General features: G+C 63.3%; 25 protein-coding genes. 6 read left to right on the plus strand and 19 right to left on the minus strand.

Annotation, left to right across the window (positions count from 1 at the left end; translation table 11 throughout):
• Window positions 1–7: 7 nt before the first annotated feature.
• The 11 genes from KW832_RS11000 to KW832_RS25655 form a co-directional block, all read right to left on the minus strand.
• Window positions 8–334: a hypothetical protein gene (locus KW832_RS11000; protein ID WP_055394234.1), complete on the minus strand. Its 327-nt coding sequence runs from the start codon at window positions 332–334 to the stop codon at window positions 8–10.
• A gap of 17 nt (window positions 335–351) precedes the next feature.
• Entirely contained in the window at window positions 352–819 is a 468-nt protein-coding gene (locus KW832_RS11005; RefSeq protein WP_218299916.1) for a Spy/CpxP family protein refolding chaperone, read from the minus strand.
• Window positions 820–970: 151 nt separating this feature from the next.
• Window positions 971–1,246, minus strand: coding sequence for a hypothetical protein (locus tag KW832_RS11010; protein WP_218299917.1), 276 nt, complete (start codon window positions 1,244–1,246; stop codon window positions 971–973).
• Between the two features lie 40 nt (window positions 1,247–1,286).
• Complete coding sequence (locus KW832_RS11015) at window positions 1,287–1,490, minus strand: hypothetical protein (RefSeq protein ID WP_121420405.1); 204 nt, start codon at window positions 1,488–1,490, stop codon at window positions 1,287–1,289.
• A 165-nt stretch (window positions 1,491–1,655) separates the two neighbouring features.
• Window positions 1,656–1,967, minus strand: a complete 312-nt coding sequence (locus KW832_RS11020; protein WP_055394110.1) for a hypothetical protein — start codon at window positions 1,965–1,967, stop codon at window positions 1,656–1,658.
• A gap of 149 nt (window positions 1,968–2,116) precedes the next feature.
• Complete coding sequence (locus KW832_RS11025) at window positions 2,117–2,377, minus strand: hypothetical protein (RefSeq protein ID WP_121506122.1); 261 nt, start codon at window positions 2,375–2,377, stop codon at window positions 2,117–2,119.
• Window positions 2,378–3,436: 1,059 nt separating this feature from the next.
• Window positions 3,437–3,790 (minus strand): AlpA family phage regulatory protein, encoded by a 354-nt coding sequence (locus KW832_RS25910; RefSeq protein ID WP_218299919.1) that lies wholly within the window; start codon window positions 3,788–3,790, stop codon window positions 3,437–3,439.
• A gap of 241 nt (window positions 3,791–4,031) precedes the next feature.
• A complete protein-coding gene (locus KW832_RS11035) occupies window positions 4,032–5,372 on the minus strand; it encodes a type II toxin-antitoxin system HipA family toxin (RefSeq protein ID WP_218299920.1) in 1,341 nt (446 codons plus the stop codon).
• Window position 5,373: 1 nt separating this feature from the next.
• Window positions 5,374–5,637: a helix-turn-helix domain-containing protein gene (locus tag KW832_RS11040; RefSeq protein WP_218299921.1), complete on the minus strand. Its 264-nt coding sequence runs from the start codon at window positions 5,635–5,637 to the stop codon at window positions 5,374–5,376.
• Window positions 5,638–5,882: 245 nt separating this feature from the next.
• Complete coding sequence (locus tag KW832_RS11045) at window positions 5,883–7,571, minus strand: methyltransferase domain-containing protein (RefSeq protein WP_218299922.1); 1,689 nt, start codon at window positions 7,569–7,571, stop codon at window positions 5,883–5,885.
• A gap of 174 nt (window positions 7,572–7,745) precedes the next feature.
• Window positions 7,746–8,045, minus strand: coding sequence for a HipA domain-containing protein (locus KW832_RS25655; protein ID WP_255577666.1), 300 nt, complete (start codon window positions 8,043–8,045; stop codon window positions 7,746–7,748).
• Here KW832_RS25655 and KW832_RS25660 point away from each other — a divergent pair.
• Both KW832_RS25660 and xseB read left to right on the plus strand, forming a co-directional pair.
• Window positions 8,025–8,807 carry an exodeoxyribonuclease VII large subunit gene (locus KW832_RS25660; protein WP_370628677.1) on the plus strand — a complete coding sequence of 261 codons (783 nt, stop codon included), beginning with the start codon at window positions 8,025–8,027 and terminating at the stop codon, window positions 8,805–8,807. The genes KW832_RS25655 and KW832_RS25660 overlap by 21 nt on opposite strands.
• 3 nt (window positions 8,808–8,810) lie before the next feature.
• Window positions 8,811–9,149 carry an exodeoxyribonuclease VII small subunit gene (gene xseB, locus KW832_RS11060; protein WP_255577667.1) on the plus strand — a complete coding sequence of 113 codons (339 nt, stop codon included), beginning with the start codon at window positions 8,811–8,813 and terminating at the stop codon, window positions 9,147–9,149.
• Window positions 9,150–9,333: 184 nt separating this feature from the next.
• Here xseB and KW832_RS11065 read toward each other — a convergent pair whose 3' ends face one another.
• Window positions 9,334–10,221, minus strand: coding sequence for a LysR substrate-binding domain-containing protein (locus KW832_RS11065; protein ID WP_255577668.1), 888 nt, complete (start codon window positions 10,219–10,221; stop codon window positions 9,334–9,336).
• 169 nt (window positions 10,222–10,390) lie between these two features.
• Here KW832_RS11065 and KW832_RS11070 point away from each other — a divergent pair, with 169 nt between their 5' ends.
• The 4 genes from KW832_RS11070 to KW832_RS11085 all read left to right on the plus strand — a co-directional run bounded on the left by KW832_RS11070 (window position 10,391) and on the right by KW832_RS11085 (window position 15,795).
• Entirely contained in the window at window positions 10,391–11,749 is a 1,359-nt protein-coding gene (locus tag KW832_RS11070; RefSeq protein ID WP_255577669.1) for an MmgE/PrpD family protein, read from the plus strand.
• Complete coding sequence (locus KW832_RS11075) at window positions 11,746–12,822, plus strand: tripartite tricarboxylate transporter substrate binding protein (protein WP_255577670.1); 1,077 nt, start codon at window positions 11,746–11,748, stop codon at window positions 12,820–12,822. Before KW832_RS11070 ends, KW832_RS11075 begins: the two co-directional genes overlap by 4 nt.
• Window positions 12,823–12,854: 32 nt before the next feature.
• Window positions 12,855–14,444 carry an amidase gene (locus KW832_RS11080; RefSeq protein ID WP_218299928.1) on the plus strand — a complete coding sequence of 530 codons (1,590 nt, stop codon included), beginning with the start codon at window positions 12,855–12,857 and terminating at the stop codon, window positions 14,442–14,444.
• A gap of 370 nt (window positions 14,445–14,814) precedes the next feature.
• On the plus strand, window positions 14,815–15,795 hold the full coding sequence (locus tag KW832_RS11085; protein ID WP_218299929.1) for a tripartite tricarboxylate transporter substrate binding protein: 981 nt from the start codon (window positions 14,815–14,817) through the stop codon (window positions 15,793–15,795).
• A gap of 98 nt (window positions 15,796–15,893) precedes the next feature.
• Here KW832_RS11085 and KW832_RS11090 read toward each other — a convergent pair whose 3' ends face one another.
• From KW832_RS11090 to KW832_RS11120, 7 genes are all read right to left on the minus strand, one after another.
• Window positions 15,894–16,967: an NAD/NADP-dependent octopine/nopaline dehydrogenase family protein gene (locus KW832_RS11090; protein WP_218299930.1), complete on the minus strand. Its 1,074-nt coding sequence runs from the start codon at window positions 16,965–16,967 to the stop codon at window positions 15,894–15,896.
• Between the two features lie 130 nt (window positions 16,968–17,097).
• The gene (locus KW832_RS11095) at window positions 17,098–18,243 is read right to left on the minus strand and encodes an FAD-binding oxidoreductase (RefSeq protein WP_218299931.1); all 1,146 of its coding nucleotides are present in this window, start codon (window positions 18,241–18,243) and stop codon (window positions 17,098–17,100) included.
• A complete protein-coding gene (locus tag KW832_RS11100) occupies window positions 18,240–19,640 on the minus strand; it encodes an NAD(P)/FAD-dependent oxidoreductase (RefSeq protein WP_218299932.1) in 1,401 nt (466 codons plus the stop codon). The genes KW832_RS11095 and KW832_RS11100 overlap by 4 nt, the downstream gene beginning before the upstream one ends.
• Window positions 19,637–19,999 (minus strand): (2Fe-2S)-binding protein, encoded by a 363-nt coding sequence (locus KW832_RS11105; RefSeq protein WP_218299933.1) that lies wholly within the window; start codon window positions 19,997–19,999, stop codon window positions 19,637–19,639. Before KW832_RS11105 ends, KW832_RS11100 begins: the two co-directional genes overlap by 4 nt.
• 293 nt (window positions 20,000–20,292) lie before the next feature.
• On the minus strand, window positions 20,293–21,204 hold the full coding sequence (locus tag KW832_RS11110; RefSeq protein WP_218299934.1) for a LysR family transcriptional regulator: 912 nt from the start codon (window positions 21,202–21,204) through the stop codon (window positions 20,293–20,295).
• Window positions 21,205–21,373: 169 nt separating this feature from the next.
• Entirely contained in the window at window positions 21,374–22,441 is a 1,068-nt protein-coding gene (locus KW832_RS11115; protein ID WP_370628679.1) for a porin, read from the minus strand.
• A gap of 316 nt (window positions 22,442–22,757) precedes the next feature.
• Window positions 22,758–23,726 (minus strand): tripartite tricarboxylate transporter substrate binding protein, encoded by a 969-nt coding sequence (locus KW832_RS11120; protein WP_218299936.1) that lies wholly within the window; start codon window positions 23,724–23,726, stop codon window positions 22,758–22,760.
• Between the last annotated feature and the right edge of the window lie 43 nt (window positions 23,727–23,769).

The following is a 23,769-nucleotide window of genomic DNA, read 5'->3' on the forward strand; positions in this document are numbered from 1 at the left end:
CACACCGTCAGGCGTCCGCTCCGTGGGCGGGCCCCCGAGCGCTGTCCACCACACGCAATGCGCGGTGTCGCACGATGAGTTTGCGCAGGCGGCCCTGGGCGCCGGAATGCAGCGTGTCAAAGTGGTCTGCGGCGGCCAGCAGCGCCGGCAGGGTCTGCGCTGCGGCTGCAGGCTGGCGAGCGACCAGGCCCAGCGCATGTTCGCGGTCAAAACGCGGCCCCCAGACCAGCGACATCAACTCGTCGTGGGGGTCGGGCATGCCCGCCAGCAGCGCAGGCCCATGTTTGCGCACGCCCTGTGCCAGGCGGTGGATGGGTTCCAGCGTAGGAGACATGTGAACGCCCCCCGCCATCAGCCGCGCGCCATCCAGCCCTTGCGCCTCTGCATCATCTCGCGCACTTTCTGCTGCTGGTCGGGGTTCAGGCTGTCGTAGAAATCGGCTAGTGCGCTGATGACTTCGGGGCTGTTGGCCTGGACCGCGCGGGTTTTCTCATCCAGCAAGGTCTGCGCCCGCGCGCGGTCAAACTTGGCGCCCGCCACAATCGCTTGCATTTCGGTGCGCGGGTCCGCAGTCTTGCCGATGAAAGCTGCCCGCTGGGCTTCCATCTTGTCGGCCAGCACATTGAGCTTGAGCTTTTGCGCCTCGTTCAGGTCCAGCTTGCTGCTCACGCGCTCCACCACTTTGCCACGCACCTCGGCCATCTTCTCGGGGCTCATCGGGCCGCGGTGATGGTGGCTGCTGGAGCAGGCCGTCAAGCCGCCCACGGCAATGGAGGCGCCGAAGATGCCCATCAGGGTTTTCTTGATCCAGGGTTTCATGGTGCAGTCCTTTCATGGACGGTGTTGAACATGACCCTGATGGTGCCGACAGACCCCGCCGATGGGGTCTCGACGCAGTTTCGATTTATTTCATTTTGTTTCACCCCCGTGCTATGCCACCCACCAGCCTGCAACATAGCTGCGAGTGCACTTAACGGACCACGGCGGAAAGCACAACAAGCCGTTTTGCTAACTCGGCAGCCTCAGTCCGCATCCGGTCGAGTGGTATGGTGCCGACGCTCCAGCCGCCATACCAGATATGGAAGGCAATCACCCCCGCGAAGCCTTGGCCCAAGCCATACGCCTCTATCGCCTCCTTGATGCCGGGGTGCAAGGTCGGAACACCGACCAGAATTTTTCCGTCGAACACCCTTGCCAGATACTGCTGGGCACCTTCCGGGCGGATGTGCAGTGTCAGCACCGACATCGCTTTGCTCCGCAACCACCCATTTGCAGGCGAAAAGTCATCAGCCCATCGCCTGCGGCTCTTGACAGTCCAGATCGGCAAACTGCAACTCCCGCTCCAGGCCGTGACTATCGCTGCGGCCCAGAGGCAGGTTGTCGGTTTGCTGGCGTTGCAAGAGCCTGTCTGCGGGCTGGCCCATCTGCAGAGAGGGAGCCTCTGGGCAAGCTTCCAGGTGGTGAGAAAGCGTGGGATCGTAGGACAACATTTTTACTCCTCAGGCCGCTCCGATGAAGGCCGGCAAAAAGATTGGCACATGCCCATGCACGAGCGCATGTCAGAGCCCAGAGAACACGGATGTGGGACAGCGCATACACGCCAAGTGCGTAATACCAAGAGGCCGGGTTTGCAAGTGCCCTTGTCCGGACGAGGACTACGCCGCCTTTTTCAGCAAAGGAGACTCCCCCATTCCGAGCGCATCGCCTTCACCGGCCAGCAGACCAATGCAGTCCAGTGCTGTCGGGGAATCACACGGCTGTGCATACACACGCAATGCGATGTCCTGCGCTGCCGGGGAAAAGTACAGCCAGAGGTTGTCGTTCGCCTTGTCGTAGCAAGAAAAAAGTGCCCTGCCAGAACCAGGAGGACACATCAAGAACTTCGACATGAACATCTGCTGGATTCGCAAGGCAGGCTCAAAGGCCTCATCGTCGTTGCCAAGCGCCAATTTGTACCAACTGCTCATATGCACCTTTCGTCTGGCCGTGCCAGCAATACAGATGCTTCATCGTATTTTTGGCCTGCGACTATGGCCCTTCTGGTGCAGCGCAACACTCTGTAGGACGATTTCTCCCGGTGCCTAGAGCTTTTCCAGGAATCCCCCCACCAGGGCCCTCAGTCGTAGGAAGACTCCAGATCGCAATGCGATTCCCGGTGGTGTGTCTTGACGCTGGCTCCACAGGCTCGCAGGGTCGCACAACCGAGGCCAGTGACATACAGCACCTGCGCTTTCTGATGGGGTGAATCGACGGGCGGAAGCTGCACCTCCACCATTCCAGCCGCTCGCAGGATGCGCAGCTTGTCGATGTTGACGACATCCGATTCAATCAGGGGAAGCGCGTCGCGCTCCAGCGCCCTCAAGTACTCCATTGGCATGGTGGCCTCCGGCGTGAACGAGCGTGCATTGTGCGGCGTGAGCCCCTGAGGCTCAAGAATTGATACACGAAGCTACAACCTCGCGATCTAATCAAGCTGCGTCGTCCAGTGACAACCTGCGCCGCTTGGCGATACGGTCCGTAGACCCAAAACCCATCTTCACAACGCTGCGATTGCGATGCATGGAACAAGCGGCACTGCAGCCAAGAGCGGCGAACAAAACCTAGCGCAGCGGCCCGGGCTAAGCGTTCCTTCGCAGGCAGTACAAGCCGTACAACAAGACGGGCGGCCGCCAGGGGAGTTTTGTTCGTCGCGCTAAAACCTTCAAACCCTGCTGACACGTCGGAGGCCTGTGTAAACCGGACATATTTCACGATTTACTGACCCGCCCATCGCACACCAATCGGAACCGGACTTAGGATGCACCTACCGTCAAATCTGGCGGTTCGCCCCTCCCCTGTGCGAGTGATGCAATGATTTAGCCCGCCTCGTGCGGGCTATTTTTTTCAAACCTCGCGGCTCTCGCCGCAGGCAAACAGCCCCTGCCGACCAATCTATCGCACCCAATTGCCAATATTTCCCAGGGCATCGACGGTCAGCATACCAACCCCTGGGAGGCAAACAAGGATCTTTCGGTGCAGCAGTTTCTGGAAAGAGTCTTGGAATGCATGGATGCAATAGCCCCCGAAGGAAACGCGGGAACAACTAGGCGCAGTCGGTGATTTTTCAGGTTTGTTCCCCCATCCGTTCCCCGGTTTAGCTGTGGCTACCAGCGAACTACGGCGCATGTCCATGCACCGTAAGTACCTGTTTTACCAATGAAAAGGGCGTTCGCTGGAAATCAGCGAACGCCCTTGGACGTTATGGTGGTGGAGCTGGCGTCAATTGAATGAAATCTGGAAACCCGCATGAAAGCTGGATTTCGCTTTTTTATTTTTTTAGTTGTTCCCCCGGTTGTTCCCCCACCGTGTTCACCATAGCTGCTGCGGGAAAAATTCTCGATAGAGACGGCCTCATGACCGATCAATTGGAGCAGCCCAAGATGCCATCACCACATCGTCAGCGAGCTCTAGGCTGCAAACCATCCACACGCTGCGCTATCCAGTTCCGTACTGCCTTGGCGGACCATGAGGTCGCACGCTGCCCGATCTTGATAGAACCCGGAAACTGCCCTCGCGCCATTTGGTCGTAAAGGGCCGAGCGGCACATCCCCGTCAAGCGCAGCACCTCTGGCAACCGCAACAGGCGGTCTTCGCCGCCTCCATCTTCCAAAGACAGCCGTCGTATCGGCTCACCACTCTCCAGCAGCGACAGCGCCTGCCTCATCAACTGGGCAGCACGGTCAGTGATTTCTCTATCGACAGCTTCCCGTTGGTTGCCACGCTCCTTGTGAGTCTGTGCTGCTGGTCTCATATGACTCCCTTTCCGATCCTGCGACACCTGCCGCCGATTCCGTAGAGTGCCAGGGACATCCGACCCATTCCATCCATGCAGGCGCAGCCCAGCGCACCAGAGCAAATACTCCTATGGCTGTTCATCCGGTGGGATTTCTCCGTGATCCCGAAGCGGGGCAACTCCAACTCCAACACCCAATCGGATGCACGACCTATTGAGACACGACACCCAAGCGCGCTTGCCCCCCCTCTTCTACCGCTTACGGCGGCATCCCACCGAGTGTTCGGGCCGCCTGCTCAAGGCCGCCCAGGATGGCGTCAAGAACGCGCGGTGAGAAGTCCTGTGGCAATTCGGCTTGCACTTCGGCGATGGCCGCTGGAGTCCGGGCAAGGATTTCTTCGATGATCGGCTCGGCGGTCGAGGCATAGCCGACCTTCTGCACGGTGCTATTGAAGTGCCTTCGCTGGATACCTTGCATCTCGTAGTGCCGGTTTTTGCCGAGCAAGGCCATCGCCAACTTGATTTCATGTGGCGACCACTGGTTCGGAGCGTTGCCCAACACCGGATAGACCGACATGACGTCGTACAGCGGGGCCAACTGGAAACGCCCGCGAGGCAGAAGCTGAATACTGAAATTCTTGGCATGACCATCGGGGGCTCGCAGCAACCAGAACAACACCTGAGCCGCCATCAGCGTTTTCATGTCGGCTTCGGCATTCACCGATTGCCGCAGCGTGCCAAACAAGGCCTTGAGCCCAGGGCCGCCGTCGTTCTCATATTTGCGCAATGGCGAGCAGCCCTCGACCTGGCAAAAATCTTCCTGCGGCAGACGCATGAACCACTGCCCATTGGGTGCGATGCGCCTATCGAATCGCTCCACCACCAGCACGCGCTGTCCGCCAAAGGTCGCTATGCGGGCATCGGCCACCTGCAAGCCATAGGCCTTCAGCAGCCGCAAGCACAGCCATTCGTTGTCGACGGACGTGCTGAAATCCGCCTGCCGCCCGCCCATCAGGCCGAGCGGGAGCTTGAAGATGTGGCTCGTCGGCGTGGCACCACGCGGCACGAGCCAATGCCCGCCCCACCACAGGAAGGCCGTCTTCTCCTGCGCACCGGCCAGCGAGATGCGGAAATCGGCATCCGGGTCTCGGCTCGCAGCGAAGGCCTGCGGAGAAACGGTTTCGATCAGGTGCCGCTCGATAGCTTCCTCCGACAGGGGCTCGCCCTCGATTCGATCGAAACCGGTGGGCACCTCGTCTTCATCCAGGATCTGGACGGCGCCCACGCAATCGCGCCCGATGGCCTGCAGCAAATCGAACGGCTCGGTCGAACCCGTCCTGAATCGCTCGGCCACGCGGCGACGGATCGCGTCACTGTCCGGAAGCAGGTTGTCGAAGTAATTGGCGACCTTTTCGCCCTTGGCCGGCAGGTTCTGCAGGTTGAACGGCAGGGACAGGGACAGCGGCCGGCCGATATCAGCCCCCATCCAGTCCGCGTCGTACTGCAGTTCCACCTCGCCGCGAGCGGGAATCGTCCACCGGCCCACGCGGACACCGTTGGTCCAGATAGACAGGCTGCGACTATGCGATCGACGCCCCATCTCACCAATCCGTGGTCGGAGCCGTTGACACTGCCGCGCTACCCCGGGTCCCGACGGCCAGTTCCAGGCCCAGCGCGGCACACCATGCAAGGAGTTGCTCCACGCTCAGTTCGTGGGCGTTGAGTTCCAAATGAGAAACCCGTGACTGGCTCAGGCCGACACGGCTGGCCAACGCCGACTGGGTCAGCCCCTGTGCCTTGCGTGCAGCCTGCAGCATCGACCCCAGTTGGCCGGCAGTGACCAGCGGATGTGATGTCGTCGCCATGGCTGATACCTGAAATTCAGATAAACGGAAAATATCTCAAAAACAGATATAAGTCAAATACCTGAAAATCAACTAACTCTAGTTAGCACAATGTGCTTCGAGGTGCGCTGATGCAACTGCTGGATGCTCACCATTCAATGGCGTCTCTCCATACAAGCCGATGCAAAGATCTATTGTGTTGGCCAGCTGAGCAGTCGGACTTGCGCTTTCTTTCGCGAGGCACCAGTCCAAGCAGCCGAGACAACTCAAATCGACCAACGCTCCACACCCCGCTGCAGCGCTGTCACCTCCACAGCTTCACGGAACCGCCCAAACATCGCATCGGCCCATTGCGGCGAATCGCCGGGCGTCCACCCCAGCAGTTGGCTTGCTTGGCGATCGAACAGGCTCGGCTGAGCCGAGCGCAGGACCACCCAGTCCTCCAGGACTGCAGCACGGCGGTCATTGAGCAGTTGCGCCGACGGCAGTTTGTCGGACTTGTTGGAGTTGACCTGCTGATCGACCCGCAGAAGGTTCCACAAGTCGTTGTTCGCCCACAGTGAGAAAGGGATGGCGTGATCGACTACGAAGTGCTGCTTGAGAGGCCGACCGGACCATGTGCACCGGGTTACGCCTGCGTTTTCATATGCCTGGCGGGCGAGCATGGTCGCACGCTCCGGGTCAGGACGTGCAAGCAATAGCGGAAGCACTGCGCCGGACGTGATTCCTTGCCTGCACCCAAAGCGCTCTGTGAGCGCAGCCCACCTCAGCACGACCGCATCGGAGATCCAGTGCCCGAGCAGGCTGAGTTCCCTCCAGATGTCCGCCGGCATCAGGACAAGACCTGATCGTTTGTCGTATTCGAACACTGTCCCCGACTCCAGGGCTCCACCGGAATACTCGACTGGCCCCAAGCGGATGGTCTCGGCGATCACGCGGAGAACAGATCTGAGCTGGTCTTGTACATCGTTGCTCAGCCGCCCACCGAGCCAATCCAGGTGCCAGGCGCTGAGGCCTCCATGTGCTCCCTGATCACGGTAGGGCTGCATCAAGGCCGTGAGCGCTGCGCGAAATTTGACGGGCTTGGTGCCACCTGCCCCTTCAGACTGCGATTGCGGGATGAACTGCGGCGAAGCGAAGATGGGCCAGTAGTAAATCAGCCACTTCTCTGCAATGCGCAGGAGACGAACGCCCACCTGGCCGTCGGCCAGCCAGACAGCAGTCTTGCTCTCGTGCATGGCGATGTCGGCCAGAGCGCGGAACAAGGCCAGCTTGTAGGTGGCAACCTTCTTGTCTCGATTGAGCACGCCCTCGATCTGGTCGATAGCGCGCAAGGCGCCGTTGGAGCGCAGTTCCAGCAGCAGCGTGTACCAGCTCGTCCCAGCCCGGGCCAGGGCATCGTCGGAATCCCAGCGGCCTATGCATTGAAACCCCAGTCGCGCGAACAGCAGCTGAATCTCGTCAGCGGTGTATCCCTGGAACAGCCGACCACGGGCATCGCGCTTGTCCACCAAGTCGTCGCCCCGGGATAGCGGCAGGGATAGCAGCAGGCGGCCGTGGGGATTGAGCAGCGCGCGGATAGCCAAAGCAGCATCAAACAGCTGATGGTCCGGCACATGCATCAGGACTGCACTACAAAGGACTCCATCGAACTTGCCATCAAAGGGCATGCCCAACTCGGGCAGTGCAGAACTTGCGAGCCGACCTGCAAGTTCTGGGTGGGCAGCCTCGGCCGCCGCGCGCAGGCCGTCCGTGGGTTCCACTCCGTAGGCGTCATAGCCGCTCTTGAGAAGGTGCGCCAGGTCGCGCCCAGACCCGGCCCCGATATCGAGCACCCGGGCACCCGGCAAAAATGCCAATGGGAAATACTTGGCCACAGGGCTGGCCACCGACTCATATCGGCTGGCTATGTCCTGGGCATTGTCCTCGTAGAAGCGGGCCGTCGATGCGTCCATGGCGCAGTTAATCTTATTTATCACCTGGATACTCAAACGAGGGCCCAGAACGTTCCAATCAGCACGAGTTGATGCGCCTCTCAGGTTGCGTGCGCGTACCGGCAAGATACCGGAGACTCTTGAACGAGGCCTATCGATATGCGCACTTGTTGGCGACTTCAACACAATAAATCGTCAACGACGGCTGCAGTTCGTGAAAGCATTCTGCACGTCTTTCAGTCCTTGCGATCCGGGCGCAGGATTCATGTCGTGGACATCGGACAGATGCCAGCCCTTGCCAGGCACGAGGATGAAGCTGTGGTTGCGCAGATGATCATCAGTGGCGGATGACCAGCATGGTACAAACGATGCGAGAACATAGCTCCCGCAGTCATTCATGGTGTTCGCGACGTGGTCGATCAGCACGCAAGCGATCTCCAGATAACTCGCGCCTGTCGATGCATCGTTATTCCCGTGCTCACCGGCATTGGCCATGAACGCGACAACACGCTGCCGGACGAGGTGGCCCACCAGCGCTTCGATACGCCCAGCAAGGTGATCGCGGGCATCGAGCACCAGATTCTGCAGCGCACGCGCGAGGCCCGCATGGCGGCCGAGGCCGTTTTCACGGCGGCTGGCCGCCTCACCCAGCGCGTGCGAGCCGAGGTCGACCGCAGCGAGGCCCAGGTGCGCGCCGATGCCCAGGCCCATCTCGCCCGAGCCAGACATGGCAGAACCCAGGCCATGGGCCAAGTGGAAGTGGCATCCATGCTGCAAGTTCACGAAGCTGCGGCGCGCAGCCTGGCGCGGTGGAACGAGGCCCAGGTTGAGGCCCGGCGGCACTTGGCGGCGGCCCGACAGCAGGTGCCAGCCCTACTGCACGATGTGCGCACCCGGACCCAGGCCAGTGTGGCCGAGGCGCGTGGCGGGTCGGATCTCGCGCTCCACGCCGTGGTGGAGCGCGGCCGCGCCGCGGCCCGAGCGGCCAGCCAGGCCACCGAGGACCGGCTGCAGGGTGTGACAGAGCGCGCCAAGGGCAGCCTCCAGATCGCCCGGGGCCAGTCCGAGGCGCTCATGCGCGAGGTCACCGGCCAAGGGCCGGAGAAGACCCTGGCCCGCGGCTTTGCGATCGTGCGCACGCTTGAGGGGAAGCCCGTGACGGACCAAGCCCAGGCACGCGCCCTCCCCGCCCTTGAGATTCAGTTCCGCGACGGAGTGGTTCCCGCCCGTCCGAACGACAGACACCGGAAGGAATGAGTGATGGATAGTTTTCGTGAAGCCTATGGCGTGCTGCAGCGACATGCCCAAACGCTGCGCAACCAGGACGAGCCCAACATCGATGATCTGCTGACCATCGTCACCGAGTCGGTGAATGCGTACAAGGTCTGCAAGCAGCGTATCGATGCGGTGGAGGCAGCGCTGAAGACGGCGCTGGATGGTGCGGGCGTTAATGAGGCGCCCGACCCGGTACCGACAACTCCGGCGGCGGCCAAGGCACGGACCGGTGCGCGCGCGGCCTCGATCCCTGGCCCGGCTACGCCGCCCGCGCAGCCAGCAGCCCCGGGATTCGAGGACATGGACGACGATATTCCGTTTTGAGGGTCAGGAAGCCAGCAAACGAACAGCTCGGGAAGTTCTTTGCCAGGATTACACAAGGACACCTGCGCGGTGTGATTCGATCCACGGCTTTGCCTGTTTGCCGTGGATTGGATTTCTCTTCGGGCGCGCGAGTGGCGCACTGCCTTCTCAAAAGTCTCGTGGTAAAGCCGTTCGCCTCACTCGCCTATCGAGTGAGCTGCATCTGCCCCACTAGCAGCTCCTGGAACTCGTCGGCAAGTGCCATTGCTACCGCTCCCTCAGGCCGCAGGCACGCGTACTGCGAATGCAGCAGCTCGGTGAGGGGACGTTGCAACAGGCGCATATCGCCATGCGGCGCCGGAGTCCAGGCAGACACCAGGCCGATCCCGGCGCCCTCGGCCGTCAGAGCGCACACCAGGGGCGAGGTTGGCGTCTCGGCCACCACCTGCGGCACGATCCCCTGGCGCGTGAAGGCATCGTCGATCTGGTAGCGCAGGTAGCTTTGCGGCGAGGGCAGCACCAGCCGCTCGCCCGCCAGATCAGCCAGCGCTAGTTCACCGCGCTCTGCCAGCCGGTGGCCCGCAGGCAGCACCGCCACGATGCGCGCTGGCGGCAGCGGCTGCACCACCACGCCGGCGCGCGACATAGGTAGCTCCACCACGCCCAGGTCGAACTGGCGCGTGGCAACCAGCTCGGCAATCTGCGCCGAGGGCAGCGTCTGCACGAACACCCGTACCTGCGGCCGAGTGGCCAGAAAGCGCGCCACCACGGCCGGTACCAGCCACTGCCCCAGCGCGGGCAGGGTGGCCAGGCGCAGCGCGCCAGCCCGGTGGTGGCGGATGTCGTAGGCCACCTGCGCGATGCGGTCGATGCCCACGTACAACTGCTCCACCTCGCGGTACAGGGCCTGTGCCGCCGGGGTGGGCACCAGGCGCCGGCCCTTGCGCTCGAATAGCTCGTAGCCCAGCCGCATCTCTAGCAGGGCGATGGTGCGGCTCACGCCCGGCTGCGTCACGCTGAGCAGACGGGCCGCCCCCACCACGCTGCCCGAAACCATGACAGCGCGGAACGCCTCGATGTGGCGCATGTTCATGTCGATCCTCATCCATACCTCCAAGGCATAAGCAGCACCCTTCTTGTCACTGTACCCGCGTGGCCGGCGCACTTAGCATCAGCACTCGATCCCATGAATGAAGTACCGAGAACCCCACAACCGGGCCCGGCAGCCACCAGCAGATACTATGCCAAAAAGTGATGTATTGATGCCAGAACGCCCCCTGCAGCCAGATGCCCCCGGCCTGGCCCTGCAGCTGGCCCGCCACGCGGTGCAGGTGGATTCCGCCACGCTCAGCTCCGCTACGCGGGCGGCTGTGTGCCGCTGCGTGCTCGACGCCATCGCCAGCGCAGGGGCCGCCCTCGACCAGCCCGGTGTTCAGGCCGCGCAGCAGGCGGCAGCAGTGCTCCACGGCGCAGGCTGCGTGCCCCTGTGGTTCACGGGGCGCACGGCCTCGGTGGGCGGCGCGCTGCTGGCCAATAGCGCGGCCACCGCCGCACTGGACCTGGACGACGGCTACCGCATTGCGCGCGGCCACCCCGGCGCGGCCGTCATCCCCACGGTGCTGGCGCTGGCGCAGGCCCTGCCCCAGGCCACGGCCGGCGACCTCATTGCTGCGGTGGTGGCAGGCTACGAAGTGGGCGTGCGGCTGGCGGCCGCGCGCACCAGCTACGCGCCATCGGGCGCCTGGTCCGGCTTTGCCGTGGCCGCCGCCGCGGGCCGCTTGCTGGGCACCGATGCCTCGACCCTAGCGCAGGCGCTGGCCATCGCGGCGCAGACCGCGCCTGCCCTGCCCGCGCTGGCAGGCCTGGCCGGCTCGGACGTGAAGGAAGGCATCCCCGCCGGCGCGGCCTCGGGCTGGGCGGCGCTGCAGCTGGCGCTGGCGGGCTTCACCGGCCCCACGGCGGTGCTGGACGATGCGCGCCTGTTCAACGCACCGGCGGCCCTGCGCGGCTTGGGCAGCACCCCGCTGATCGAGGGCACCTATTTCAAGCCTTTTGGATGCTGCCGCCACATCCACGCGCCGCTGCAGGCCCTGCTGCAGCTACAGGCGCAGCACGGTTTCAACGCGAGCGATGTGGACGGCATCGAGGTGTACACCTACCAGGCAACCTTCAACCTGTCCAACCGGCAGCGCCCAGACTCGCTGGTGGAAGCGCAGTACAGCGTGCCCTACTGCCTGGCCCTGTGCCTGCTGCACGGTGCCGACGCGCTGGTGCCGTTGCGCGCCGCACACCTGGCCGACGCACAGGTGGGCCGCCTGGCGCAGCGCACCGTGGTGCGCCACGATGCAGCCATCGAGCCGTTGTTTCCGGCACGCTCGCCGGCCCGCGTGGCGGTGGTGCTGGCCGACGGGAGCCGGTTCGAATCCCCGCTGACCGATCCGCGCGGCGACCCAGACAGGCCGCTGTCCACCGCCGAGCTGGAACGCAAACTGCGTGTGGCCACCCGGGCCACACTGCCCCCGGCCCGGCAGCAGGGAGTGATCGACGCAGTGGCCCGCCTACATGCCGGCGATGCGCGCCCGCTGCTCGCGGCACTGATGGCCCCCGCAGGCGCTTCATGACCCATTGCACCCCTTGTCACCACCCCCAGCAGAATTTCCACCAGAACCCCGAGGCCACCACCATGCACCTGAAGATGAAGCCAACCCCCTCCCACCCGGGCCGCCGCGCCCTGCTGCGCGCCACGCTCTGCGCCGCCGTGCTGGCCGCGGGCCCTGCGCTGGCAGAGACCTTTCCGGGCAAACCCATCCGGCTCGTGGTGCCCGCCCCGCCCGGCGGCGGCACAGACGGCATGGCCCGGCTGACGGCCAACGCCCTCACCGAGTCCGCGCGCTGGACCCTGGTGCCCGACAACCTGCCCGGCGCTGGCGGCAACATCGGCTTCGACGCCACCTTCAAGGCGCCCAAGGACGGCTACACCCTGGCCATGGGCGAGTCGAGCAACATGGTCATCAACCAGTACCTGTACGGCCGCATCCCCTTCCAGATCGAGAGGGACATGCAGCCCATCGCCCTGGTGGCCCGGGTGCCCCTGGTGCTCATCGTGTCGGCCAGCGGCCCGCACACCAGCATGGCGGCGCTGGTGCAGGCGGGCAAGAAGGGCTCGCTGTCGTTCGCCTCGTCGGGCAACGGCACGCTGGCGCACCTGGTGGGCGAGTCTTGGAAGCGCAAGGCCGGGCTGGACATGCTGCACGTGCCCTACCGCGGCGCGGCTCCAGCGCTCACCGACCTGATCGGCGGCCAGGTCGACCTGTTCTTCGCCTCCGTGCCGGTGGCACTGCCCATGGTGCAGGGCGGCAAGGTGCGCGCCCTGGCAGTGACGGCGGCCGAGCGCGTACCGCTGCTCAAGGATGTGCCTACCATGGCCGAGGCGGGCTACAGCCAGATGGAAGCAAGCGTGGTCTTCGGCTTGGTCGGGCCGGCTGGCATCCCCGCTCCATTGGTGGCCCGCATCAATGCCGAAACCAACAAGGCCCTGCAGCGCCCCGCCGCAGCGGCGCAGTTGGCAGCCATGGGGGCGGAGCGCATGCCTGCCGGCTGGACGGGCGATGCCGAAGCATTTGCCCGAGTGCTGCGCGAGGAGCGCGCCAAGTGGGCACCTGTTGTCAAGGCCTCGGGCGCAACCGTCGATTGATCCGCAAGTCCATGAAGAACGAGCACACCGCCATGCACACCCTCCCTCCATTCCTCTCATCCCGCCCCGTTCGCAATGCCCTGATGCTGGCCCTGGCCACCGCCCTCCCCGCCTGGGCTTCCGCCGCGATGCCGGCCGAGCGCATCATCGCCATGGGCCTGCCCGAGCTGCGCGCCGCGCTGGACAGCGGCACTCTCACCTCTGCCGAACTCGTGGCCGCCTACCTGCAGCGCATCGAGTCCATCGACCGGCCCGCAGGTGGTACCCGCGCGGTGCTGGCCGTCAACGGCGCGGCGCTGGAGCAGGCCCGCGCGTGGGATGCACAGCAGCGCGCCCGGCAAGGAGCCGCCGCGCGCAATGCACCCCTGGCGGGCATCCCGTTCCTGGCCAAGGACAATTTCGACGCCGTGGGCATGCCCAACACAGGCGGCTCGCTGGCGCTGGCGCAGTCGGTGCCGACCACCAATGCCTTCGTGGTGCAGCGGCTGCTGGACCAGGGCGCTATCCTTCTGGGCAAGACCAATCTGTCGGAGCTGGCCGCGTCCTACGGCTGGTACGGCTACAGCGCAGTGGGCGGTCAGACGCTCAACCCCTTCAACCCTGTTCGCACGGCCGATGGGTCCAGCAGCGGGTCGGCCGCCGCAGTGGCGGCAAGGCTCGCGCCGTTTGCACTGGGCACCGACACCACGGGCTCTATCCGGGCACCGGCCAGCGTCACTGGTACGGTGGGCATGCGCGCCACCATGGGCCTGGTCAGCCGCGCGGGCATCATCCCCATGTCGCTCACGGCCGATGCGGCTGGAGCCATCACGCGCAGCGTGCAGGACCAAGCCATCGTGCTCGACGCCATCCAGGGCGAGGACAAGGGCGATGCCTCCACCAAGGGGATGGTGCGCCCGCAGCAGCCGCTGGCCACGGGCCTGGCTGCGGCCACGCTGGCTGGCAGGCGCATCGCGGTGGTGGAGAACTTCGAAGGCGGCAACCCCGAGGTCGATACCATTCAGCAAAGCGCCGTGGCCGCCATGGAAAAGGCCGGCGCGCAGATCGTTCGCATCCGCCTGCCCAAGGTGTACGAGACGCTGCAACCCGCCGTGCTGGGGCCCATCGGGCTGGCAGAGTTTCGCCCGCAGTTCGAGGCCTACTTGGCTGGCCTGCCCGCAGGCCAGCCGCGCGACCTGCGCGAGTTCATGGTGCGGCTGGAGGCGTTGACCGACAAGGGCAGCCGCGGCATCAACCCCGGGCGCTTCAAGGGTCTGCAGGAAAACCTGGACACCCGCACCACGGACGGGCCCGAATACATCCACCTGCTGAGCGTGGTGGTCCCCACTCTGCGGCGTGAGCTGGGCGAGCTCATGGCCGCCGGCCGATACGACGCGCTGTTCTACCCCACGCTGGCCTGCACCGCCCCGGTGGTGCCGCGGAAGGCAGACCCCAGCTTCGTTTGCAAGGCCTATGCCTATGCTGCCGGCAAGATCTCGCCGACCACGGGTTTTCCGGAGATCACGGTCAACGCCGGCACAGCCGCAGGCAACCTGCCTGTGGGCGTGTCTTTCCTGGGGCGGGCGGGCGACGACGCGAAGGTGTTGGAAATCGCTGCTGCGTTTGAGCGATTGAAGCGGTAGAGCGGGAGACCTCGTGAATTGGCTCGGGGCGACTCACGTAGAGCGATTCAGCTTTTCTGGTCAAGGTCTTCCCTAGTCAGCTCCCAGCCAGACCGACCGGACCTTCGAGCACCTCCCTGTTGGATTCTTAGGCAATGTTTCCTGGCCAAGGGTGGATTGATCCATGGGGAAAAATCTTGGATGCTTGCGGCTGCGGAAATGAGGCTGGGGAGGCATTACTGAGTGTCCCGACCAATATTTTTGTCGTCCCATCAGGGCCCGCCCAATCCCGGCCATCCATGCCATTGCAGGATGGATCCATCCTTGTACAGGCATGGGTCAAATCGTCATCGATTCTTAACATTCGTAGAACCACCCTACGGAGTTTTAGATGTTTTCCCTGCCCCCCATTTACCGTCCCCGCCTGCTCGTGCTTGCGTGCCTTCTTGCGGGCGCCCAGGCCGCAATGGCCGCATATCCGGAAAAACCAATCCGTTTCATTGTTCCGGCCGCTCCCGGCGGAGGCGCCGACACGACAGTACGGATCGTTGCCACGGCGCTTGCCCAACGACTGGGGCAGCCCATCGTCGTTGATAACAAGCCGGGGGCAGCAGGGGCCATCGGCCTCGACGCCATTGCCAAGGCACCGCCCGATGGCTACACCATAGGGACCGCCAATCTGTCCAACTTTACCGTCGCGTCCAACGTCTCCAAGACCCTGCCATACAGCCCCACCCGCGATTTCTCGCCCATTGCCATGCTGATGACACAGCCCTATCTGCTGGGGGTCACGGCGACGTTGCCCATCAAGTCTGTAAAAGAACTAGCGGACTATGGCAAAGCCAATCCCACAGCACTGTTTTACGGCTCATCGGGCAACGGTTCTGCCTTGCATGTTGTGATGGAGTTGTTTCGCACGAGCATGGGCTTTGCCGCTACGCATGTGCCCTACAAAAGCATTGTTGCCGCGCAGACCGACTTGATGGGGGGCAATATCCAGGTAATGGTCGACAACTTCAGCACCATGGCTCCCAATGTCGAGTCAGGCCGTGTCAGGGCGCTAGCGATTACCGGACCGAAGCGCTCGCCTATGTTTCCCAATGTTCCAACACTGGCAGAGGCAGGTGCCCCTGCGGCGGAGGCTGTGACCTGGGCGGGCGTGGTAGGCCCTGCGCGGCTCCCGGCCGACGTGGTCAACCGGCTCAACAAGGAGATCAATGCAGTACTTGCAGATCCGAAGGTACGCAAGCAGTTCGCAGACGTAGCCTCAGACCCCGCTCCCATGACGGTCGCCGAGTTCGCAAAGTACATTCAGGCCCAGGACGCCAAGTGGAGCGCCGTCATTAAGCAGGGCAAGATCACGACGGACTGATCCCGACCTTAAGAGGCAGCTCCTGCGCTGCCCTGCTGCCACACACAGCGCGCAATCTCGGACGGCAGCCACCGCGGCTGCCATCCATCTTCCTAACATCAACAGTAACCATCGCGCGCGAGTCGGCGTAGTGCCTCAACGCCTAACTGCTCGAGATCCAGCCCGACGAGAAGGTTGTTCTCCTGCGTGAAATCGCGCCCGTAGGCAGCGCACAGTAGCGCCACACCGGCCTCGTGCAGGCGTGTCTCGACGCCGGCAGCTCGGCCCAGTCGCACCGTAGGCACTAGGCCAAAAGGCACATCCTCAAGCACATAGCGGCTGTCAGCGGTTGTCGGCCCCATTACACCCAGGCCTTGCCGATGGCGCTCTTGGTTCATCTGTACCACGCTTGCCTGCGGCAACTGGTAGGACTGAGCGATCTGCTCCTGAACCGGCTTGACCTGAACTCCCAATGCCCCAGCGATAGCGAGACGCTCCGCGTCCAGCGACTCGATCAGCCTGCCCACGGCAGGTGTCACGTTCTCGGCCTGGTTCCATGCCTGCGCATGCTCCATGCGCGTCAGGTTGAGCAGCGCGATCGCCAGATGGTTCTGCGGATTCACATTGCCCAGTGAGACAGTGAGCAGGCCGTCGCGCCGCGTAAACCGATCACCGAAAAGCTCGGTGCAGAGTTGGTGACCTGCCTCCCCGCTGCGGGCAGGCAGCGTCGCCATATCAACTTTGCTGCGGATGGTGCCCACATGCACAGCGGTGGAACTGCGCTGCCGTGCGGTGCAGACAGTGCTGGCCAGTGCGATGATGGGGGCACTAATGCCCCGGCCGGCAAGTTGCCGATTCAGGTATAGGGCGCCGAACGACAGATGCGAACTGATGATGAACGGCAGTCCCGGCCGGACGTGAGGTACACATGAGTCGAAGGCGAATCGATGCCCGGTGGCGGGTAGTGCAAACACCACGACCTGAGCCCATGCCATGGCCTGCGCGCATGACGGTGCCACGTGTGGGGCGAAGCTACCGCTGATGGCTCCCGTGGCAGTCAGCGTGCGGCCGCCGCCCAGTTCCTGAGTGCGCTGACCTGAGGGCGACCAGAGCATGGCCTCATGGCCTGCCGCCTCCAGCAGGGCTGCCATGCCGAAGGCGATGGCACCTGCCCCTACGATACTGACTCGCATGGCAATCGTTTCCTTTTCAGGTTATGTAAAAAATCGGTTGAAGGCTGGACGGCATTCAGCGACTGCGGTTACGAAGACCGTCCGCTCGTGAAGCCTGCCGGTGTACTAAAAAAGCAGCGCAGGTCAGTGTTCAGGCCGCAGTAGCCATCAGCCTGCGCGCATCGAGCGCAGCTATGGGGCGCCGTGTGCGACCCTGAGTGATCAGATCGGTCAGCGTGGCACCCACCACGGGCACCAGCTCGAAGCCGTGCCCCGAATAGCCGAATGCATGGAATACCCCTGGAGCATTTACCGCGGGACACACCACCGGCAGCAGGTCCGCTGTCTTCGCCTCCAAGCCCGACCAGACCCGCACCACGCGCACATTGCGCACGATTGGGAACACGTCCGTCGCAGCCCGCGCGCCCTTCGAGAGCACGCCCATCCGCACCGAGGCGGACTCGGCATCCAGGTCCGCGACGCCTTGCAGGCCACCACCGATCACCAACGTGCCTTGGTCGGACTGCTTGAAGGACAGCGAGCGGCCCATGATCGAAACCACCGGTTTGACCAGGGGTGCAAGCCGCTCGGTAACGATCATCATCGACGCCTTGGTCCCAAGGGGAATCTCGTCGCCCACCATGGCAGCGATACGCCCTGCCCAGGCGCCTGCGGCGTTCACGATGAAGGGAACCACGATGGATTCTCCATCCACCTCAACGGCAGATCCTTGCAAAGACAGAGCCCAGTCCTGTCCGCGGCGTTCGATCCCTGCCACTCCGCATCCCTGCCGGATGACGGCGCCCGCCAATTCGGCACTGCGGCGGAAGGCCGCAAGCGTTCGGTGCGGATCTGCCGCACCATCGATGCGTGAAATGGAGGCGCCCAGGCATTGGAGGTTGATGGCGGGTACCAGTTTCCGCAACTCCTGGGCGTCGATGATCTCTTCATGTTGGTAGCCAGCGGCGGCTAGGCTGGCAACGCGCTGCTCCAGTTTGGCCAAGTGCTCGGGGCGGTCAGCGACACAGATCTGGCCGTTGGAATGAAAGCCGCAGTCATCACCAACGAGCGCTGCGATGCGATGCCACATTTCCATGGACTCCAGGGCCAAGTCGAGCTCTCCAACATCCCGGTTGAGCGTGCGCACACCAGCGGCCGTAGCGCCCGACGCATGGCGCCCGACCCAGGACTTTTCCAGCACCACCACACGCTTTCCGGCCCGGCACAGGTGCAAAGCTGCAGACAGGCCGTGCAGGCCGCCACCGATTACAGCCACATCGAAGACGCGCGCGCTCATGGTGCCTCCTGTCCGTTGTCCAGCGATGCCAACTCGCCCAGTGTCAACTGCTTCAACGGCGGACGTATGCGGTGGAACCCAACCTCCTGCACCGTTTTGCCGTGCGCCTGCGCAAGGATGTGGGCCACCGTGTAGCCGCAATGCCGACCCTGGCACGGCCCCATTCCCGCACGCGTCAGCGACTTCGCTTGGTTGGGATCCGGCCGCCCGCCGGCCACTGTTGCTCGGATATCTCCTGCCGTCAGCTCTTCGCAGCGGCAGACGACTGTGTCGTCTGGCGGAGAGAACAGTTCAGCTCGGGGCGGGTACATCGCATCCAGCAGAGGACGCATCGCCATCTCCCGCGCAAGGTGCCTGCGCAGCGGCGTGGCCAGCCGGTTGGCGGCATCCGCATCCAGCCGCCCCATGTTCAGTGCGGCACCGACAGCGGACAGCGTTCCCCGAGTGCATGCCGCGCGGGCACCGCCAATGCCCGCGCCGTCGCCGGCCATGAAGATGCCGGGTTTGCTGGTCATTCCCCATGGGTCCAGCAAAGGCACCAGGCTCTGCTGCGACTCGCTCCACGCATGCTCACACGCAAGCGCGTGCGTCATGTGCACAGAGGGGACCACCCCCTCGTGCACTAGCAACAGTTGCAGATCCACCGCGCCTTCCTTCCCAGAAGCCGTCTTGTAGGAAAGCTGCTCCAACTGCTGCGTGCCACGTGCGCGCAACTGGGTTACGCCCCGCACTATGGGGAACCCTGCCCTGCGGATCTCGTGCATCCAGACCGCGCCCTTTGCCAGGTCCTTCCACGCTGCGAGAGCACCCGCAGCATGGGCGATGCCTCGCCGCCAGGCGCCCGGGGGGGTAGTGTCTAGCCAACCCGCTATGCGCCCACCAGCACGCAGGAGTTGCACCATGTATAGCAACACCAACGGTCCGCTGCCCGCTATCCAGGGTGCCACCTGCGGGATCTCTCGGGCATTTTTCATCAGGATCTGTGCAGCACCAACCGTGAGCACGCCAGGCAAGGTCCAGCCGGGGAACGGCGCGGGCCGCTCCTGCGCGCCAGTTGCCAACAGCACGCTGGCCGCCTGCACGCATTCGGCCTTCTGTGCGTGGCTCATAAAAATCTTCCATCCAGGTTCTATCTGCCAGACCTGCGTTGCGGGTTCGTACAACGCACCGCTGGCACGGAAAGCCCGCGCCAGCGGCAAGCCAGCCGCATACTCCTCTCCCAATAGAGAGGCCATGCCAGACTCTGCGCGCGCTTCTACCGCACGCCAGATCTGCCCGCCCGGGGCGGGCTGCTCATCCACCACTAGCACTTCCAAGCCCAGTTGCCGCGCCTGCACAGCGGCGGACATGCCAGCGGGGCCGGCTCCGATGATCAAGAGATCCACGCTGCGGTTCATCGCGACACCTCGCAACCGGTCGCCATAGCACCGCATGCTGGCACCTCGACGGCCAGTTCGCGGCGGCCGCTCTGACGCTGCACACGCATGCCCTCACCGACCTCCACGAGGCAGGTCTGTGTGGAGGCCACTCCATCCACGATGGCCAGGCATTCAAAGCACACACCCATCAGGCAATAGGGTGCACGCGGGCTGCCGGTAACTGGAGTAGTCCTTGACATCGGGGGATCAAGCCGCAGCAGCACCGAGGCGACCGAGTCACCAGGTTCAGCGGTGATAGCTTGTCCGTCGACAGTCAGGTTCAGCAGATGAGCACGGACCCGGTCATCGGGTAACTTTCGAAACAGGGAGGCAGTCATGGGAGCGGGGCTGCAAGCAGCATTGGTAGACCGCATGCGGCCATGCAGCCGCAAACGAGCGATGAACAGAACTCCGGTACAACGCGGCCACCACTCCAACCGCGCCACGGCTGGGCGCAATAGATCTGCTCGCTGCTGCGAAACTCAGATCCCCCGTGGCGACTGCAGTCCCTGACAGTTGGGCAGCAATGAATGGAGAGACGGACCAGGACCATGTACCGGCATTGATGGATGTCCAGTCATGCTAGGGCGCGACATTGAATTCATCTATCCCACGCAAAGCGTCGACCCATTCACGCAGCGCAAGTGTCGCGGGTCTTTTCGGTGGCTGTGGCCATGTACTGCAGTAGATCTTTGGCCGGTGCGTTGAGCCGCGTGTCCCCCAATGCCATTGCTTGCACGCTGAAGGGCAGGCCGGGTTGCAACGGCAAGGCCGAACCTCCTTTTCTGCGATGCATGGCTCCGGTGAACGGATCAACCACCGAGATGCCCAAACCACGCATCACAAGTTCGCTGGCAGTGAGGGACTGCGACGTCTCTGACAGGATGTCCAATTCCCCTCCCGCTTCCTTGAGCAGGATTTCCAGTCGCTTTTGAATTGCCCCCGTTAAGGCCACGAAGGGACGGCCCATAAGCTGCTGCATATCCACCGGACGATGGCTCTCCGGCCACTCAGCAGGCCCGGCGATGCAGACGCACTCCGCAGTGAACTCCGCCACGTTCTCGACCTCGCCGACAGCCAAACGGTGTGCTCCGAAGCCGATGTCTGCCTGCCGATTGCGCACGCTGCGCACAACCTCGATGGAGGAAACAATGTCCAGACTCACCACGACGTTTGGATGCTGGCGCCGAAGGAACGCGATCGCATCCGGCATGACCGAGTGCCCCAAAGCGGGGATGGCACAGATAGATAGGCGGCCCATGCGCTGCTTACGAAGTTGCTCGGAGAAGCGGGCGATATCCTCTAGCCCCAAAAAGGACTGCTGCACCTTGGCCATGAGTGCTAGCGCCTCCTCCGTTGGCTTGACCGTCCGGCCGTGCTTCGCGAACAGCTGAAATCCCACGACCCGCTGCAGCTCGGATATGGTTCGGCTCACTGCCGACTGGGAGGTACCCAATGCATCGGCTGCGGCGCCGATACCGCCCTTCATAACAGCGGCCCGGAACGCCTCAATCATCTGGTGTGTCAACAACTGCGTCGGCATGGCGCCCTCCTCGATAGCTTGCAGTGTAGGGCTCGCAAGAGGCGGGCCAATGGTCTCATCCCAGGTTCCTCGTAGCTTTACACGAGCGAAAAAAAGGGGCCAGCGCTTGCTTCGCCGGCCCCAAATCACCTTGGAGAGATTCGCGCTGTGGTGGACGATGCCAGAAAGATCAGAATGTGTGGCGCACCCCGAGGTCGAAGCCAGAGGAGGCCTGATTGGCGCCCGTCACTGCGCCATTGAGTGCGGCTGCGGCACCGCCTCGGTTCTTGACGTGACCGTAGGCGCCATATAACGAGGTGCGCTTGGACAGGTAGTGCACATAGCCCAGCGATACCTTGTCGGACTGGGGTGTTCCCGCAGCAGTAGTTTTATATGTGGACCACTGGGCCTTGATTTCACCGGCACCCACCCGGTAGATCCCTCCCAGTTGATAGCCCTTGCCGGTCAGGCCCGCGAGAGTGCCAACCTTCTCGCGGTAGTACCCACCCATGGCGGTGAACGCACCTATGTCGTAGCGGCCGCCCAGATTGGTGGACGTGATGTCACCCGTGGCTGCGGTGGAGGCGTACTGCGTGCGCGTGGTGGAGAAAGCAACGTTCAGGGGCCCTGCCTTGTAGCCCAGACGCAGGCCGCCACCATTGCCGTCCTTTTCGGTGGCCGCTGCATTGCGCAGGTTTTCACCCAGGTAATACTGCACCACGCCGTACACGCCGCCGAGGTTGGAAGGCAGGAAGTACATGATGCCGTTGGACACCCGTGTGGGAATCGGCCCTGTGAGCGCACTGGTGTACGCCTGTGATGCGGCGACACCGCTGTTGCCAAAGGGATCGAACTCAAAGCGGTTGTAGTAAGCCACCGAGTAGTCGCGCCCCAGGCGCAATTCACCCAGGCTGTTGGACAGGCTCACAGTGGAGCGCCTGCTGAAGGTGAGACCGCCGCCCCCAGCGCTACCGCTTGTCTGGTTGTTGGTGCTGGTCGTGCCACCGCTACCGTTGTCGGTGAGCAGACCCGCTTCGAGCCAGAAGCTTGCCGAGAGACCGCCGCCCAAGTCCTCCACGCCGCGAAAGCCCAGGCGCGATCCACCTGTGCCGCCAGAGGCGAGTTGCGAGCGATCAGCCACGCTGCCCGAGCCCACCTGCAGGTAGGTGTCCACGACCCCAAACAGGGTGACTGATGATTGCGCGCTGGCCGCGCCGCAAGCGGTGATCGCAAGGCTACACAAAAGATGTTTGTTCACTGAACTTCTCCGATAAAATTCCCGCTTTGGCGGGTTATTGATTGCTTGCCTTGCTGCCACTTCCAAGTGGCCATGCACCGCGCTCGCTTCGGCTTTTTCAGGCATGGCTGCGCCACCGCTCCACCCGGATCGGGGCAGGCGCAATGAGGGCTTCTGCAGCAACAGGCAAAACCGTCCTCCTCCTGACCGCAAAGGTCTGGATACGAGCTGTCTGGCGTGTGGGGACTTGTGGGGACTTGTGGGGACTATCGAATAGGCAGTCCTTTCATGCAGTGTTGATTTGCACTTTTCACACTACGGCTTTGCGGGCGTCTACCTACTCGACCTTGATGTCAGCATCGACTATCACCTTGCGCCACTTCTGGATGTCGTCGCGCACACGGGCGGTAAACTGAGTTGGGTTGCTGGTCACAATGGAAAACCCTGCCTCCTCAAGTTTCTGGCGCATCTTGGGCTCGTTAAGCACGGTGCGGATGTCGTTACTGATTTTGCTGACGATGGGTGCTGGAGTGCCTGCGGGCGCGAACAAGCCGAACCACACATCCGACTCGTACCCTGGGTAACCTGACTCTGCGATGGTGGGCACCTGCGGTAGCAAGGGGCTGCGCTTGGCGCTGGTTACCCCCAGCACACGCAGCTTGTTGGCCTTCATATAGGGCATCGTGGTCATCACCACGTCGAAGCTTGCCAGCAACTGTCCCGCTACGAGGTCGTTCATCGCTGGCCCCGAGCCTCGGTACGGGATCGCCAGCATCTTCAAGCCGGCTCGGGCCGCGAACAATGCCATTGACATGTGCGGCGTGGTGCCCACGCTGCCGTTGTAGGGGATTTCGCCAGGCCGAGCCTTCGCATACGCCACGAATTCTTGGACCGTATGGACCGGTACAGAAGGATGCACCGACAACAATTGGGGGATGGTGACCATCTCCGAGATCGGCACGAAGTCGCGTTGGACGTTGTAGGGCAGTTTGGGATAGAGCGTCTGCGCCACAGCGTGCGTCGATACGGTGCCCAGCAACAGGGTGTAGCCATCGGGCTTGGACTTGGCGACTGCATCGGCTCCGATGATGCCCGCTGCGCCGGCCCGGTTGTCGACGATCACTGACTGCTTCCAGATATCGCCCAGTCTGTCGGCCAAACTACGGGCCAGCAAGTCCGTAGACCCGCCCGCCGAGAACGGCACAACGATCTTGACCACTTTGTCGGGATAGGCATCCTGGGCTGAGGCTGTTAGCCCGAACAGGGCGACACCGAGGCTGAATACCAAAGCACGGGCTAAAGTCATGGGATCCTTTTTGGAGTTGAAGAGAAAGCAAAGGAAATTGCAC

The sequence above is a fragment of the Acidovorax sp. sif0632 genome (assembly GCF_019218805.1).
Classification (GTDB): domain Bacteria; phylum Pseudomonadota; class Gammaproteobacteria; order Burkholderiales; family Burkholderiaceae_C; genus Acidovorax; species Acidovorax facilis.